18 protein-coding genes are annotated in these 14,760 nt (G+C 30.6%); 2 read left to right on the top strand and 16 right to left on the bottom strand.

Translation table 11 applies throughout. The annotated features are described in order from the left end of the window. Positions 1-108: 108 nt before the first annotated feature. The 4 genes from LQ694_RS08410 to LQ694_RS08395 all read right to left on the bottom strand — a co-directional run bounded on the left by LQ694_RS08410 (position 109) and on the right by LQ694_RS08395 (position 3,719). The gene (locus LQ694_RS08410; protein WP_058591568.1) at positions 109-1,041 is read right to left on the bottom strand and encodes a nucleoside hydrolase; all 933 of its coding nucleotides are present in this window, start codon (positions 1,039-1,041) and stop codon (positions 109-111) included. A 47-nt stretch (positions 1,042-1,088) separates the two neighbouring features. Further along, complete coding sequence (locus tag LQ694_RS08405; RefSeq protein ID WP_096791140.1) at positions 1,089-2,252, bottom strand: DUF4352 domain-containing protein; 1,164 nt, start codon at positions 2,250-2,252, stop codon at positions 1,089-1,091. 166 nt (positions 2,253-2,418) lie between these two features. After that, on the bottom strand, positions 2,419-2,955 hold the full coding sequence (locus LQ694_RS08400; protein ID WP_058612650.1) for a hypothetical protein: 537 nt from the start codon (positions 2,953-2,955) through the stop codon (positions 2,419-2,421). A gap of 74 nt (positions 2,956-3,029) precedes the next feature. Beyond that, on the bottom strand, positions 3,030-3,719 hold the full coding sequence (locus tag LQ694_RS08395; RefSeq protein ID WP_218697476.1) for an MBL fold metallo-hydrolase: 690 nt from the start codon (positions 3,717-3,719) through the stop codon (positions 3,030-3,032). Positions 3,720-3,861: 142 nt separating this feature from the next. On the opposite strand from LQ694_RS08395, the gene LQ694_RS08390 reads away from it, so the two are divergent. Beyond that, positions 3,862-4,263, top strand: a complete 402-nt coding sequence (locus LQ694_RS08390) for an NUDIX hydrolase (protein ID WP_065381021.1) — start codon at positions 3,862-3,864, stop codon at positions 4,261-4,263. Here LQ694_RS08390 and LQ694_RS08385 read toward each other — a convergent pair. The 12 genes from LQ694_RS08385 to LQ694_RS08330 form a co-directional block, all read right to left on the bottom strand. Further along, on the bottom strand, positions 4,260-4,760 hold the full coding sequence (locus tag LQ694_RS08385) for a GNAT family N-acetyltransferase (RefSeq protein WP_096791137.1): 501 nt from the start codon (positions 4,758-4,760) through the stop codon (positions 4,260-4,262). The genes LQ694_RS08390 and LQ694_RS08385 overlap by 4 nt on opposite strands. Positions 4,761-4,909: 149 nt before the next feature. Then, positions 4,910-6,538, bottom strand: coding sequence for a peptide ABC transporter substrate-binding protein (locus tag LQ694_RS08380; RefSeq protein WP_218696788.1), 1,629 nt, complete (start codon positions 6,536-6,538; stop codon positions 4,910-4,912). Positions 6,539-7,147: 609 nt separating this feature from the next. Beyond that, positions 7,148-7,651 (bottom strand): GNAT family N-acetyltransferase, encoded by a 504-nt coding sequence (locus LQ694_RS08375; RefSeq protein WP_058612646.1) that lies wholly within the window; start codon positions 7,649-7,651, stop codon positions 7,148-7,150. Between the two features lie 12 nt (positions 7,652-7,663). Then, on the bottom strand, positions 7,664-8,119 hold the full coding sequence (locus LQ694_RS08370) for an NUDIX hydrolase (RefSeq protein WP_058612645.1): 456 nt from the start codon (positions 8,117-8,119) through the stop codon (positions 7,664-7,666). Between the two features lie 12 nt (positions 8,120-8,131). Then, positions 8,132-8,641, bottom strand: coding sequence for a GrpB family protein (locus tag LQ694_RS08365; protein ID WP_218696789.1), 510 nt, complete (start codon positions 8,639-8,641; stop codon positions 8,132-8,134). Positions 8,642-8,652: 11 nt separating this feature from the next. Beyond that, positions 8,653-9,159, bottom strand: coding sequence for a GNAT family N-acetyltransferase (locus LQ694_RS08360; protein ID WP_096791134.1), 507 nt, complete (start codon positions 9,157-9,159; stop codon positions 8,653-8,655). A gap of 132 nt (positions 9,160-9,291) precedes the next feature. Then, positions 9,292-10,491, bottom strand: coding sequence for a GTP-binding protein (locus LQ694_RS08355; protein WP_058612642.1), 1,200 nt, complete (start codon positions 10,489-10,491; stop codon positions 9,292-9,294). A 48-nt stretch (positions 10,492-10,539) separates the two neighbouring features. Further along, the gene (gene rpsN / locus LQ694_RS08350) at positions 10,540-10,809 is read right to left on the bottom strand and encodes a 30S ribosomal protein S14 (RefSeq protein WP_025904347.1); all 270 of its coding nucleotides are present in this window, start codon (positions 10,807-10,809) and stop codon (positions 10,540-10,542) included. A 275-nt stretch (positions 10,810-11,084) separates the two neighbouring features. Beyond that, a complete protein-coding gene (locus LQ694_RS08345) occupies positions 11,085-11,636 on the bottom strand; it encodes an NADH-quinone oxidoreductase subunit J (RefSeq protein ID WP_218696790.1) in 552 nt (183 codons plus the stop codon). A 184-nt stretch (positions 11,637-11,820) separates the two neighbouring features. After that, positions 11,821-12,309, bottom strand: a complete 489-nt coding sequence (locus LQ694_RS08340; RefSeq protein ID WP_070369004.1) for an AAA family ATPase — start codon at positions 12,307-12,309, stop codon at positions 11,821-11,823. A 45-nt stretch (positions 12,310-12,354) separates the two neighbouring features. Beyond that, complete coding sequence (locus LQ694_RS08335; protein WP_065381018.1) at positions 12,355-12,894, bottom strand: GNAT family N-acetyltransferase; 540 nt, start codon at positions 12,892-12,894, stop codon at positions 12,355-12,357. Positions 12,895-12,905: 11 nt separating this feature from the next. After that, the gene (locus tag LQ694_RS08330) at positions 12,906-13,649 is read right to left on the bottom strand and encodes a hypothetical protein (protein WP_070369005.1); all 744 of its coding nucleotides are present in this window, start codon (positions 13,647-13,649) and stop codon (positions 12,906-12,908) included. A gap of 137 nt (positions 13,650-13,786) precedes the next feature. On the opposite strand from LQ694_RS08330, the gene LQ694_RS08325 reads away from it, so the two are divergent. Further along, positions 13,787-14,746 carry an arsenic resistance protein gene (locus tag LQ694_RS08325; RefSeq protein ID WP_218696791.1) on the top strand — a complete coding sequence of 320 codons (960 nt, stop codon included), beginning with the start codon at positions 13,787-13,789 and terminating at the stop codon, positions 14,744-14,746. Positions 14,747-14,760 lie beyond the last annotated feature (14 nt).

The following is a 14,760-nucleotide window of genomic DNA, read 5'->3' as shown; positions in this document are numbered from 1 at the left end:
AGTGTTGAGCCCTATCATTATGCAATTTAAAATTTTAATTTTTTCATAAAAAAACTTCATTCAGCTCGTTATTTAAACATAACGACACTGAATGAAGTGCTTATTGTGTTATATTTTTTTAGCTAATTCTGTCATGTAATCAAAGAATCCATCTCTATCAACATCATTAATGATATTAATCATTCTACCTTCATCACTTTTGAATGTTCTACCTTGACTAGGGCCATCTGTAATGACGGATACTTTTTGCGATTCTTTCTTAACGAGTTCAGGTTTCCCTACATAAGCTGTTGTTAATACATCCCATAAGAAATAAGTTGAATTTGTTACAAAATGCGTTAATGGTGGCACTAGCGCATAACATATACCTAAGAAATCAACACCTTCATATTGTCTTTCATTCGCCCATCGTTTACGTACATCTGGTGTTAAAGGTACTTTATTCGTGCTTTCTAATGCTACAATATCAATCGGTAATGACGTATCAAAAACAGTCTTCACTGCTTCTGGATCCCAAAAAGCATTCCATTCAGCTGTACCATCATGTTCAGGTTCTTCAACATTACCTTTATTCAGCAATGTGCCACCCATCCATACAACTCTTTCAATACGACTTTCAATTCTTGGTTCAACTTTCAAACTTTTTGCTAAATCTGTTAACGGTCCCGTAAATAGCATCGTTACCTTTTCAGAACTATTCATTACTTTTTCAATGATATCTTCATATGCTTCTTTTTCAGAAATTGTAGAATTTACTTCAACATCTTCATTTAACATTGGCATCGCATCTACAAAGAATGCATGCATTCTCCAATCTTTAGGAAATGGGTTTTTCCCTCTTTCTTTCGAAGCTGCAACATTTAGTTTTTGTGATGAAAATCGGTTGATAATCTTACAAGAAGCGTTTGTTGCCGGTTCTACATAACTATCTGCGCCAATTGCACTTACACCAATTAAATTCACATCTTCCATCTGTAATAATAAAAATAATGAAATTAAATCATCTACGCCACCATCATGGTTGAAATATACTGTCGTCATTTGGTTACCTCTTTCTTATGTTACGTATAAATTATTCATTTGTTTAACTAACGTTCTTTTTGTTCATTTGAATTATTTTGAGATTGTTTTTGCTCGTTTGATCTATCTTTAGCTTTTTGTGCTGCATCTTGAGCTGCACGATCTTTCTCTCTTTGAGCCTCTTGGTCTCTTTGTTGTTGCTGTTGTTGTTTCTCACGTTCAGCAGCTGCTTGTTCATCACGTTTTTTCTGTTCAGCTGCTGCTTTTTCGTCAGCTTCTTGTTGTTTCTGTTCAGCTTCTTCTGCTTTTTTATCCGCTTCTTCTTGACGTTTTTCTTCTTCCTCTTTAGCTGCCTTTTCTTCTTCAGCTTTCTTGTCTGCTGCTTCTTTATCTGCTTTTTCTTTGGCCTCTTTATCTGCTTCTTCTTGTTTACGTTTTTTCTCAGCTTCAGCTGCTTTCTTCTCTTCATCAGCGTTATTATTAGGTTGTTGAATCGTTCTTTGTTCATAAGTTGGCGCTTCTTGTGTAGGATTTATTTCTTCAGTTGGATTTTCTTGAGGTGTATTATCTTTAATATCTTTATCATTAATGCGCCAATTAGCATGATACGTTTTCTTAGAAGTTTCATAATTCATTTTAACTTCATATTTATCAGATTCCGCTACATCATAGTATAAATAACTTGTTTTACTTTCACCTTTATCAAGTTGATGTTGAAATCCACCTTTGTTGTCTTTCATACCATTAAATTGAGGTTGTACCTCATCATCAATCGTAAGTTGAAAATTAGAATTATCGATTAATTTTTTACCTTTTTCTAAATTTTTGAACTTATAATTGATTTTAAGAATTTTGCCATTTTGCGAATAAGAATAACCGTCATCTGGTTGAACAACTTCTGCTTTTGTGACAGTCACTTCTAATCCATCAACAATAATTTTATCACCTAGTTTAATATTTTTTAAATCTTTTTTAGGTGTATCGGAAACATGTTTAACTGCTTTAGGCTTATCCTCTTTAAATAATTGTTGATATGAATATTCTTTATCAAATGAAAGACTTACAAATATACATACAAAACTAATCACACCTATTACAAATAGTAAAATTGTGCTCACTAAATAGCTACTATACTGTTTTTCTTTAGCATATTTAACGACTGTAATAATCAAAGTCGTTATAAAGCCAATCGAAATAACAACCCATAATAACGCAAAAAGTAGACTACTCATTTTTTCTCTCCTCTACAAATGATTAATAATTTCATCATAGCATGAATTAATCAAAATAATAGTACAAAATCAAATAATTATTCACTATAACTGACCTATCTAAATATGATTTCACTTAAAAAATACAGGTTAAAAAATAATTTTAAAACCTGTTTATGTCATATCTTTATTCTTCTAATTTTTCAAATGTTATTTCATATAAGTCTTTTTCATCCATATTTACAAAATCATCAATCGAAATTCTATACTCATTAGAAGATCGCTTTTTAGAAACTTGACCATCATACTTTAACTCAATCGTCATATTCGTTTCAAAATAACGATTTTCTATTGTATTTTGAAATTCATTAAAGACTTTTTGGTTAATTGGAATTAAATAAAATTGATTATTAGGTAAAATATTTATACGTTTACGTTGCAATACTTCATCACCATTTAACTTTAACACGACCTCAATATTTTTAGCAGAACCTCCGCCTAAATTTAACAGCTTAAAAGCCGTATTTAAATATTCATGATCAGATGAAGTTAAATTCATCACTTTAATACCATTTTGTTTCTTCTCCAGGATAATCTGATCAAAAGATAAATAAGGAATAAATGATATTTTAATTTGGCGAATTTGAATCATGACGGATATAAAATATAGAATCGCCATAATAAATGTACCTATAGAACCAATCGCTTGAATAATATTAATCATACGCTCACCTCACAATATAACCTTGTCCTAAATTATACCCATTTGTATAGGTGTAAATCATAGATTTATAATCTTCAAGATTTCTCTAACAATCCGCCGTGAAAACAATAATATTTCTCAGCATTTAAATCTTTAATTTTCTTTAAGGAATTTTCTGCGTCTTCTAAATTCATACTATATTCAGGATTCGCAACGTTTAAGCTTTCGCCTTCTTTCACAGCAGCATCTCCTGTAATAACGCTATTGACTGATTGTATATATAATGAAATATGCCCTGACGTATGTCCTGGTGTCGCAATAACTTCCACTTCATTATTTAATATGAGCTCCCCATATGTGACTTCTACATCAACATCGACATGTTCTAATTCTTGTAGCATTTCAACAAATTCTTCACCATATGGCTTTTCATCATCTGACATTTCATTTAACAAATCTTCAGCTTGAATCAATCTTTCTGATTTAGCATGACCACCTATATATTTAGCTTCTACAAAGCTACTTATAATTTGTGTATTAGGATATTTATCTTTAAAAGCTTTTAACGCTCCAATGTGGTCATCATCATAATGCGTAATTATAATATTCTTCAAATTTTCTATACTGTAATTTAATCGTTTAATTTCTAGTTCAATCTTATTCATGAAACCTGGATAACCTGTATCAACGAGTGTCAATTCTTCATCTTGGATGATAAGCGTAGGATGTATTTCGTAGTTATCTCCTTCATAATCAAAGTTTATATTTAACTGTTCTACTTTAATAGGCATAAAAGTTCTCCTTTATAAAATGACGTATGTTTATATACATTTAAAGTAATTATATGACATTTTAGTCATTTAATCATAAAATAATATTTGTACGACTTTTGATTAAATAGAATCTAATTTTCACAGGAGGTTTCTTATGGTTCCAAAACATATTGTTTCAGCAGCTTGTATTGTCTTAAATGATGAAGATAAAATATTACTCATTAAAGGTCCAAAACGTGGTTGGGAAATGCCTGGTGGTCAAGTTGAATTGGGCGAACCTTTATATGATGCTGCAATTCGCGAAGTTAAAGAAGAATCTGGTGCTGATATCGAAATTATTAGATTTTGTGGTATTTTTCAAAATACGAAAAGTTCTATCGTTAACACATTATTTTTAGCGCGTTATACAGGTGGCACGCTTCAAACGAGTGATGAGAGTTTAGAGGTAGGCTTTTTTACTTATGATGAGGTTATGAATATGGTTACTTGGAAAAACTTTAAAGAAAGGTTCGAGTACTGTTTAAATCGTACTGAACCTTTTGTTGTTAATTTTTAATATTCTTCTTTTAAAATGCTATAAATTAATGAATCTCTGTAGCCATTTTTAAGCTTTGTATCTTGTCTTAAGATGGCTTCATGTTTCATACCTAGCTTTTGTAGTACAATTTCAGATGCTGTATTACGAATATCTGTTGATGCCCAAATTCTATTAAGTTTCAATACTTTAAAACCATACTTAATAATCGTTCTACCAATGTCAGTTGCGATACCGTTACCCCAATAATCAGGATGTATGATATAGCCAAGTTCTCCGCTATTATTTTTCGTATCACATACTAATTGCACTGCGCCAATGACTTTATCATGTTCTGCATCTACTATGACATTGTACATCCAATTTTCATCTCGATTTAATAACATCTCAACAAATGCTTCTGTTTCTTCATAAGTTTGTGGCTCCCATGCTTGATACTTACTCACTTCAGGTAAAGCATTATATGCATGAATATCTTCTATATCTGATCGTTTCAAATCCCTAGTATAGTAATCCATTTAAAATCCTCCAATGATGATATGTAATTTAATGATTGGGAATATCTTATCATAATTTCCAATCTATACAAAACTATTCTTATAAGATTACTCAACTTTATGAAAAATAAAGTGCTAGGACATTAAATCATGCCCTAGCAATAAATAAATTATCTATCTAATTTTACATGTTTGTACTCTTTCGTACCTACGTAATGAATGATACGTCCGTGAACTTCTTTTTTCGTTAATCGTGCTTTACCTTTTTGATAAAGTGGGATAACCATACCATCATTCAATAACATTTCTTCACCTCTTGCGAGTTCTTGCCATCTCTTGTCTGGATCTTGAAGTAACGAAGATTTACCTTTGTTGATAATTTTGTCGTATTCAGGATTATCATATCCCGTTTCGCCTTTAGTCGTTTCACTATGGAATAAATCTAAAAATGTCATTGGATCTGGATAATCTGGTCCCCAACCAGTAATTGCTACATCATAATCACCTTTTTTAGTCAGTGCTATTTTCTGTTTGTTCGGTTGTTGTTTAATCGACATTGTTACACCAGGTAAATGTTTTTCAACTTGTTCTTTAAAATACTCTGCATCTTTCTTAGCATTATCTTGATCAAATGTTAAAAATTCTATATCAATTTTATCTTTACCTAATGCTTTTTTAGCTTTTTTCAATGAAGCTTGTGCCTTTTTAACATCATACGTATAAGGTGCATTTACTAACTTGTTATAATCTTCTTTTTTCTCATTAGTAAACACTTTTTCAGGCGTAAATGTATCTATCGGTTTAGAACCATCATTTAAATTATGTTCTACGTAAGATTTTTTATCGATTGCTTGAGCAAGTGCAGCTCGTAAATCTTTATTTTGTAAGTCTTTATTCGTTTGCGTATTAATTTGTATATAATAAGTAGCAGATTCTAAATTCGTATCGAAACCTTCTTTATCTTTGTTAGATTCGACATTTTGAGAACTCAATTCTGTTGTATCCACTTTATCATTATTATATAAATTGAGTGCCGTTTGTTCGTCTTTAATGACTCTATAATTAATACCTTTAAGTGATACATGATCTTTATCCCAATAATGTTTGTTTTTCTTAAGCGAGTAATTATCTTCAACTTTCCAACTCTTCATTACAAATGGTCCACTATATAACGTCTTATCAACAGTCGTCCCATACTTACTGCCTTGCTTTTTAACAAATTTCTCATTCAATGGCATGAATGTTCCAAACGTTAACAGTTCTTTATAATAAGGTAACTCTTGATTGAGCGTTAACTGTAAAGTATGATCATCAATTGCTTTTACACCCAATTCTTCAGGTTTTTTCTCACTTTTGTTAATCGCTTCAGCATTTTTAATATCATACATAATGTATGCATATTCTGATGCAGTCTTTGGATCTACAACTCTTCTCCATGAATAAACAAAATTATGTGCAGTAATAGGATCTCCATTAGACCATTTCGCATCTTCTCGTAATTTAAATGTCCAAGTCTTCCCATCATTTGATTTTTTAGGATCACCAGTTGCAATCGCTGGTTCTGCTTTATCATCTTTGTCTAAACGATATAATCCCTCTTGTGTCGCATTCATCACTTCAAAAGCACCAGCTTCAACAGCCAAACTAGAATCTAATGTCGTTAAATCAGACGGTGCAATTAAACGTAGCGTATCCTTTGGATCACCACTTGCACCATCACTATCCCCACCACTACTACAACCAGCTAAAAATAACGCTAAAACTAATACATAAATCCCCACTTTGTAAATATTTTTCATCAAATCAATCCCCTTTGCTTGTTTGATAATGTTTAATTATGTTTATTTTATCATAATATTTTGAATATTCAATTGATTATGTTCGATTAATTTAATATAGCAACAATAACAAACTGTTATGTAGTTTGTAGAAGTGGATAAGATGAAAATAAGCTGAATCGTCTTATAGACAATTCAGCTTATTACATTTTTCGGGTCGATATTTTATTTTATCGGCCTGATAATCTCGTTTTCGGGTCGATAAATTTTTTTATCGGTCCGTATTTCCCGTTTCTGGACCGGTAAATTTTTTTATCGGTCCATATTTCCCATTTCTGGACCGGTATTTTATTTTATCGGTCCATATTTCTCGTTTCTGGGTCGATAATTTATTTTATCGGCCTGATAATCTCGTTTTCGGGTCGATAATTATTTTTATCGGCCTGATAATCTCGTTTCTGGACCGGTAAATTTTTTTATCGGTCCATATTTTCTGTTTCTGGACCGGTAACTTATTTTATCGGTCCGTATTTCTCATTTCTGGACCGGTAATTTATTTTATCGGTCCATATTTTCTGTTTCTGGACCGGTAACTTATTTTATCAGTCCATATTTCTCTATCCATTCTCTTCACTCTATTTCATATCTCATCATGTCTTCATCATAATAATCTTTTCCATCAAATATTGCATTTGGTTCAGTAGCATATTTGTCAAAGCCGACTTTATTATAAAATTCTACTGCGCGTTGATTATTAGAAAGGACACTTAAATCAATGTATTTTAAACCTGTTAACTTGGATGCTTCAATAATCAATTTATTGACTACTTTCTCAGCAATACCTGAACCTCGATAATCAGGATGACAATACATCGCCACTAAATTTCCTTTATGATGCATCTTCTTAACCGCTTCTCTATAAAAAGTTGCTACACAAACTAAGTTATCATCTTCAAAACCACCCATTGTAAATTTTGTATCACTACATTCTAATCGCTGTTCAAATTTACTAACTGGATAGTTTATTTCAATATCATATAAAGACGCAAATGCAGATGGATCTGTCTGCAAACTTAGTAACCTAAGACTTCTAAATGCATTTACATCATTTTTATTTAGTAACCTTACTTCCATCCCACCACTCCTTTATTTTTGTGATAAATAGTTTAGTATAAATTCTTTCATTTTTACTGGTGGGCTTATATTTTGAGGCAATTTATCTAAATCAAAGAATTTTAAGTTTTGAGTTTCTTTAATATCGGCACTAAGCTCTCCTTTATATTCTTCACTTTCAAATAATGCTGTTACAGTATATGCTTCATCTCCATTCGGATAGACCATGTGATAATCTTTACCTGAAAAATTTGTAATAAATTTAAGGTTTTGAATTTCCAAATTAGTTTCTTCATATACTTCTCTAATAGCCGCTTCTTCAAAAGATTCTCCGAGTTCCATTGTTCCTCCTGGTAAACCCCAACTTTCATTATCACTTCTTAACTGTAACAATACTTGTTTATCTTTATTAAATATCAGAACTAAAGCTCCAACTAAAATAACTGGAGCATGTCCGACTTTATCTCGTAAACTCGATATATAATCCATCCCACCACTCCTTTATTTTTCTTTATACCACCTGATTGCTTGTTGTTCTAAATTTTTAACATATGATTTTTTTGCTTTACTATAACCAGCTGTTTCATTATATTCTTCAGCTAATTTTTCTTTATAGTTACTATATTCTATAGCCGCTTCTCTATGTTCTCTTAGATAATCACGTAATATTAAATGTCTCTCTATTTCAGGGTTACTTTGTTCATAAATATGTATATGATGTGTTCGGTTAACTCCTCCCTTACGAATGAGTCTTCTCCCTTTAATTCCCCATTCTCCAGCCAAATCATAACCTCTACTCAAAAACTCATCATCAAATAAATCAATTTTTTCTATATTATTTACTATAACCATCATATCTATAACTGGTTTTGCTTTCATACCTTCAATTGAAGTACTACCAAAGTGTTCAAATTTAATAACTTCATCTTCTAATATAGACTTAATTATTCTACATTCTTCTAAATACATATTTCTCCAATCTTTATCAAAACCACTCAACCTTACTTCCATCCCACCACTCCTTATTCACTAAAGTAATACACGTTGCCTTCTCCGTTGTAATCATCTAGTTCTGGATTATGTTTAAATCCTAATTTTTCTGCTGTCTTTATTGAAGGTGTGTTTTCTTTTTTAGTTAATGCTACAATTTTATATTGGTTATTTGTTAATTCTTTGACGTGTTCAATTATTTTTCTACTTGCTTCTGATACGAGTCCTTGTTGTGTTTCTGCAGCTTCTATTCGATAGTAAATGTTTAAATATGTTTGTCCTAATATTTCTTTATACTGCAACCCACATACGCCAAATGGGAGATAGTGGTCTTTTTTAATCAAGACGTAATATCCAAATCCATGGTCTTCATAATGCTTAATCCATTGATCTAATGTTTCTCTAAATGCTTCTATTGTTGTTGCTGGACCTGCTGGGTTATATTTTTGATTTGCTGGATCATGATGGACTTCAAATAATTTTTCAAGATATGTATATGCTGGGGGTACAAGCTTGATTCGTTCCGTTTCTAATATCATTGTAATGACTCCTTTTTAGTTACAATTTAGTTATTTAATATCATAACATTAAGCATCTCATATTGGGAGGTCATAGAAATTTTTATGCATACAAAAAAAGCATGAGCAGTTACTTATGCTCATGCTTTTAACTTATACTTTTGCTAGTTGCCATTGGTAAGGTTCGTTTAGTTTAGTCCAATCTGCGTCGATTTCTTCTGAATTCAATAAGCATTGATCTAATGCTTTTGTAATTTCTTCTTTATTTAAGTCACTACCGATAATGACAAATTGTGTTTCTCTGTCGCCATATTCTGGATCCCAATCAGCTTTAATTTCTGGTCTAGATGTAAAGATTTCTTGTTTCGCTTCTTCTTCCATCGCATCAACCCAGAATGTAATTGGATGAATATTTACAAAAGAACCTGCCTGAGAAAATAGACATGCTACGTGATTATATTGAGCTAACCAAACGATACCTTTAGCTCTTATAATATTCGTTGGCATATTTTCCATCCATTGATTAAATCTTTCTGCATGAAATGGCAGTCTTCTCTTGTAGACAAATGATGATATACCATATTCTTCAGTTTCTGGTGTATGATGCGCATGACCACCTTCTGTTAATTCTTTAATCCATCCAGCTGATTGACTTGCATCTTCAAAATTAAATAAACCTGTATTGAGCACTTCTTGAAGCGGTACATCTGCAAAACTTGTTCTGATAAATTTCGCTTTAGGCTGTAACTTTTTCAAAACGATTTCCAATTGCTTTAAATCCTTTTCTTCTACTAAATCAGCTTTATTTAAGATAAGTACATCACAAAATTCAATTTGGTCAATCAACAAGTCTGAAATAGAACGTTCATCTTCTTCACTTATACCTTGATCTCTATCTTTCAATAAATCTTCAGAATACATATCATGAACAAATCTATGTGCATCTACAACTGTAACCATCGTATCTAAACGACATATACTTGTTAAATCAATACCTAATTCATCATCTATATATGAGAAAGTTTGGGCAACAGGTACCGGCTCTGAAATACCAGTTGATTCTATTACGATTTGATCGACATCTCCTCGTTTAGCGATTTTTTCGACTTCTATTAATAAGTCTTCTCTTAAAGTACAGCAAATACAGCCATTCGATAATTCTACTAATTTTTCGTCAGTTCGTGAGATACCTCCGCCTTGAATGACTAAATCTTTATCTATATTAATTTCACTCATATCATTTACAATAACTGCAATTTTTAATCCTTCTCTATTTTTCAAAATATTATTGAGCAGCGTTGTCTTTCCAGCTCCTAAATAACCACTCAATACTGTAACTGGTATTTTATTCAATACATTTCCCCTACCTTCTATCTATTTATCCCATATAAGCATAAAATCTTACCAACTCGATTTTTTCAATCCAGGTATTTGACCTTTATGTGCGTATTCTCTTAAAGCGATTCTAGACATACCAAATTTTCTATATACACCTCTTGGTCTGCCAGTCACTTGGCATCTACGTGTAATACGTGTAGGAGAAGCGTCTCTAGGTAGTTTTTTCAAACCTTCATAATCTTTATTAGCCTTTAATTCTTCACGTTTTTCACGGTATTTTTCAACCATTTGAATTCTTTTTTGCTCTTTTGCAATTTTTGACTTCTTCGCCATTTTATATACTCCTTTTACTATTAAAATTTTTGAAATAAATCATTAGATATAAAGAGTGAGACGGTAAATGATGTCTCACTCTTTTGAAATCGTATATTAAGTAAGTAAAGTAGCCATCTCATTTCCGGAGGTAAATCGTAATGACTACGTTTTAACTATAATACATGATTTTTTATTTGGCAAGAGCAAATTTTTATTTTTCATTTAGAATTGATAATTAGAATTAAAAAAACAGAGTCTAAGACAACGTAATATGTCCTAGACTCTGCTTATCTCTATTCAACTTTCCATACATTAAATCCATGTAATTGGCTGTTTGCATCATATTTCAAATCTTCTTTACCATAAAAAGTATAGCTTTTGCCTTCTTCAAGTTTTTTATGATCATAATCTATAATATAATATGACACTTTATCGTCCCCACTATCCTTTGTAACTTCGACGATTTTATCACCTGCTTCACTATGGCTAATTTTATCAACCTTAGCATTTGTGATTTTTAACAATTCGTTATGGCTATATGTTTCATTATTATACTTGTCATAATTAATCTCTTTAGAATGGTTCATTTTTTTCTGAACATATTCATTCGCTTGTGCTTCTGCTACGTGATCATCGAACTTGATTTTTGAATGATTATCTTGGACAGGTTCAGTTGAAACAATTCCAACAGCACAACCTAAAGTTAAAAAGAATAATATAATGGTACTTAGCAACGGAATCCTGAACCTAGTATCTCTAATCGCTTTAACAACCGTCGTGCCTAACATCACAATAAAAGCTATTAATACTACAACTCCTATAACGCTAAATATAAAACTTTCCATTTTCATTACTCCCTTGATTTATTCACTATCATATTTGTACATATTAGAACATCTCAACTAATATTTCATCTATTTTGTTTCAGTTTTCGAAATAAATCAATATTATGCTAAATTATGAAAGCGTTAACCCAGTTGCTATATAAAGGATAGGGAAGTATTAAATTTTTTTATTGAAAAGTCACTGTTATTCTTTAAAATCAATATCTTCCAACACTTTTTCCACCATCTCGTTTAAACTTATATGTTCTGTTATTATTTTTTCATTTTCTAAACCTAAGTAATCATGAGCAACAAACCACTTGCTCATTTCTTCCTTACCAAATTCAGCATTTTCTTTATTCTTATGTCTTCTTAACGTTTCTTCAAAAGAGATATCATAGTAATACGTAAATACATTTTTCTTGCCTGCAAAATGTTTTCTCAGCATATCACCATACCTATGCTCTTTAAGAATACCTTCAATAATCATATAATCACAATTTTCCAATCCATATCTGATTAAATAATCGATAAGTTCAACTGTCTTATTACCAGGTTTATCATATAACATTTCTCTTCTAATCGTATCTTGAGAAATTAACAAAGTTTGAAATCCTATTCTGTTTTGTAATTCCTTTGCTAAAGATGACTTCCCACTTCCTGAATTCCCTCTAATTATAATAACTTTTGTCATTTTCCACCGCTTCTTCTTGTAATTATTAGTAATATTGGTCTCTTGCTATAATTGATTGATATTAAATTCAGATTTTAGAATACCCATATGAATATCGTTATAGTATTCACCTTTTATAAATGCACTATCACGTTCTTCTCCCTCAATTATAAATCCTACTTTTTCATATGCCTTAATTGCACGAGCATTATATTTCAATACTCTTAAGTAAATTTTATGTAATTTTAAATATTCAAACCCATAATTTACTACAGCAGCTGAAACTTTAGTTCCAATTCCCATAGACCAATATTCCGGATTAAATATCCCTATTGCAAATTTTGCTTTGTTATTTATATCATCAATAACTAATCTAACTTGTCCTATAAATTTATCTTGATATACAATTGCCCATTCGTAGGGTTCATTCTGAATTTCTTTAATTAATAAAGCTGCTTTTTCCTTTGATTTTGAAGTTCTATAATCCATTGTTGATCCATACATCATTAATAGTTCTTTATTAAAAGGAACTGAAAGATAATCATCTATATCTTTTGTTTCTGCATTTCTTAATATTAAATCTTGATTTATATATATTTTATCCATATAATACTCCCTTATTTCCTAAATAGGTATTCACTTAATTTTTGTTTTTTCCCTTCTTTATTCCATTGTTGATATTGTTTGATCATCTTATGAATGTTGCCTTCATAGTAGTTTTCAACTAAATCAACTATTGCTAAAAAGCTTTTCCAGTAATGAAACATGACATATGCATTATCATTACTTTTATAAATTTCATATTTGAATGATTCTAAATTATTTTCATCATATTTTGATTTGTAATAATTAAATAATTCTGTTTCATACTGTACGATTTCTTTAAATTCTTTGTCATTATATAAATAATACCTTGGTAAGAAAGTAACCAATCCTTCTTCAAACCATAAGTCATCTGATGATATGTCAAGATCATCAAATTCTGTTAAAAAGAAGTCGCAATGGTGCGTAATTTCATGACCTAATATGCACAATATTTCTTTTTCTAAATAGTTATTAAATATGTTTTGAGTCGTTTCAGACATGTCACTTTTGATTTGACCATTTAAAAAGGTCTTCCAGCTTTCTTTTTCAATATTCATAAATATACCTTTTTCATTTGTAAACGCTGGTACATTCTTCTTAAATACGTGTGTCATTACATAATCACTTGTCCATATGACGTGTTCTGGCATGTCATTTAATTCGTAATCTTTTTTCAGAATATCAATATAATTTTCAATTTTATCTATAAAATACTTTGCTGTTTTTTGAGTTTCTTCCATATCATTTTGTTCATCCATCATAAAAATAGATTTCATGTGTCTATCCCCTTACAAATATCAATAAATATAGTATTAGTATTCATATTATAACAATATTCATCATCTTTTTATTCAATTGAATTAATTTCTACTTCATACTATGATTTATATTAAGTGATTTACAGGAGGTTATGATGTCTTACTTGAAATCTTTTTTAGAGGATAAACAAATTTATATATATCTTTTATTTATTACGATGGGCGTGAGTTTCGGTCTATTGTTTGACCGTGCTAGCCTTACTTTTGAACCTTTTATCTCTATTTTAATTGCGATTCTATTGTTTAGTATGTTTGCGCAAATTCCTTTTTTATCTTTACGTCAAAAGGTATCAAATTTCAAATTTCTTGTGGCACTTATTATTTCTAATTTTATATTTATTCCTATTCTTGTTTTTCTAATTGTCACAGCATTTCATATTACATCTACACCGCTTCTAATCGGAATTTACTTAGTATTACTGACACCTTGTATTGATTATGTGATTGTTTTTACGAAGTTAGGTCATGGAAATGAAAGCTTTATGTTGATTGCTACACCTATTTTATTTATTCTACAAATCATTTTATTACCGATATATTTTCTAATATTTTTAAACCAGGATTTCTCGGAATACATAGACTTTATACCTTTTATAAAGACTTTTGTATATCTTATTCTAGTACCTTTAATCATAGCTATTTTTATACAAGTTTTAAGTAAAAAGTCCGCTACTATGTCGAACATTTTATCTTTATCAGAATGGTTGCCTGTTCCTTTTATGGGACTCGTATTAATGACGGTTATAGGCTCTCAAATTTCAAAAATATTTAATGATTCACACGTCGTATGGATAGTTGTTCCTGTTTACATTTGTTTTATGATTATTGCGCCTTTTATTGGTTATCTTTCTGGTAAAATCTTTGCTTTACCTTCAGACTTAAAACGCACGATTGCTTTTAGTTCTAGCACAAGAAACGCATTAGTTGTCTTGCCATTAGCTTTATCTCTACCAGACAAATGGTCAACAATTGTAACAACTGTTATCATCACACAAACACTTGTCGAGCTTATTGGTGAACTATTCTATATTAAATTGATACCTAAATTTAAATAAAGAAACACCTCTAA

It is taken from the genome of Mammaliicoccus sp. P-M58, assembly GCF_022386165.1.
Classification (GTDB): domain Bacteria; phylum Bacillota; class Bacilli; order Staphylococcales; family Staphylococcaceae; genus Mammaliicoccus; species Mammaliicoccus sciuri.
The sequence above is the reverse complement of the archived record's forward strand: the minus strand, read 5'-3'. Positions and strand labels throughout refer to the sequence as shown.

Excerpts from the sequence above, each read along its gene's own strand:
- LQ694_RS08385 (WP_096791137.1), bottom strand. The coding sequence starts at position 4,760 with ATGGATTACTATACTAGGGATTTGAAACGATCAGATATAGAAGATATT.
- LQ694_RS08325 (WP_218696791.1), top strand. The coding sequence starts at position 13,787 with ATGTCTTACTTGAAATCTTTTTTAGAGGATAAACAAATTTATATATAT.
- LQ694_RS08410 (WP_058591568.1), bottom strand. The coding sequence starts at position 1,041 with ATGACGACAGTATATTTCAACCATGATGGTGGCGTAGATGATTTAATT.
- LQ694_RS08365 (WP_218696789.1), bottom strand. The coding sequence starts at position 8,641 with ATGGAAGTAAGGTTGAGTGGTTTTGATAAAGATTGGAGAAATATGTAT.
- LQ694_RS08330 (WP_070369005.1), bottom strand. The coding sequence starts at position 13,649 with ATGAAATCTATTTTTATGATGGATGAACAAAATGATATGGAAGAAACT.
- LQ694_RS08405 (WP_096791140.1), bottom strand. The coding sequence starts at position 2,252 with ATGAGTAGTCTACTTTTTGCGTTATTATGGGTTGTTATTTCGATTGGC.
- LQ694_RS08345 (WP_218696790.1), bottom strand. The coding sequence starts at position 11,636 with ATGGAAAGTTTTATATTTAGCGTTATAGGAGTTGTAGTATTAATAGCT.
- LQ694_RS08335 (WP_065381018.1), bottom strand. The coding sequence starts at position 12,894 with ATGGATAAAATATATATAAATCAAGATTTAATATTAAGAAATGCAGAA.
- LQ694_RS08375 (WP_058612646.1), bottom strand. The coding sequence starts at position 7,651 with ATGGAAGTAAGGTTACTAAATAAAAATGATGTAAATGCATTTAGAAGT.
- LQ694_RS08370 (WP_058612645.1), bottom strand. The coding sequence starts at position 8,119 with ATGGATTATATATCGAGTTTACGAGATAAAGTCGGACATGCTCCAGTT.
- LQ694_RS08360 (WP_096791134.1), bottom strand. The coding sequence starts at position 9,159 with ATGATATTAGAAACGGAACGAATCAAGCTTGTACCCCCAGCATATACA.
- LQ694_RS08400 (WP_058612650.1), bottom strand. The coding sequence starts at position 2,955 with ATGATTAATATTATTCAAGCGATTGGTTCTATAGGTACATTTATTATG.
- LQ694_RS08390 (WP_065381021.1), top strand. The coding sequence starts at position 3,862 with ATGGTTCCAAAACATATTGTTTCAGCAGCTTGTATTGTCTTAAATGAT.
- rpsN (WP_025904347.1), bottom strand. The coding sequence starts at position 10,809 with ATGGCGAAGAAGTCAAAAATTGCAAAAGAGCAAAAAAGAATTCAAATG.
- LQ694_RS08340 (WP_070369004.1), bottom strand. The coding sequence starts at position 12,309 with ATGACAAAAGTTATTATAATTAGAGGGAATTCAGGAAGTGGGAAGTCA.
- LQ694_RS08380 (WP_218696788.1), bottom strand. The coding sequence starts at position 6,538 with ATGAAAAATATTTACAAAGTGGGGATTTATGTATTAGTTTTAGCGTTA.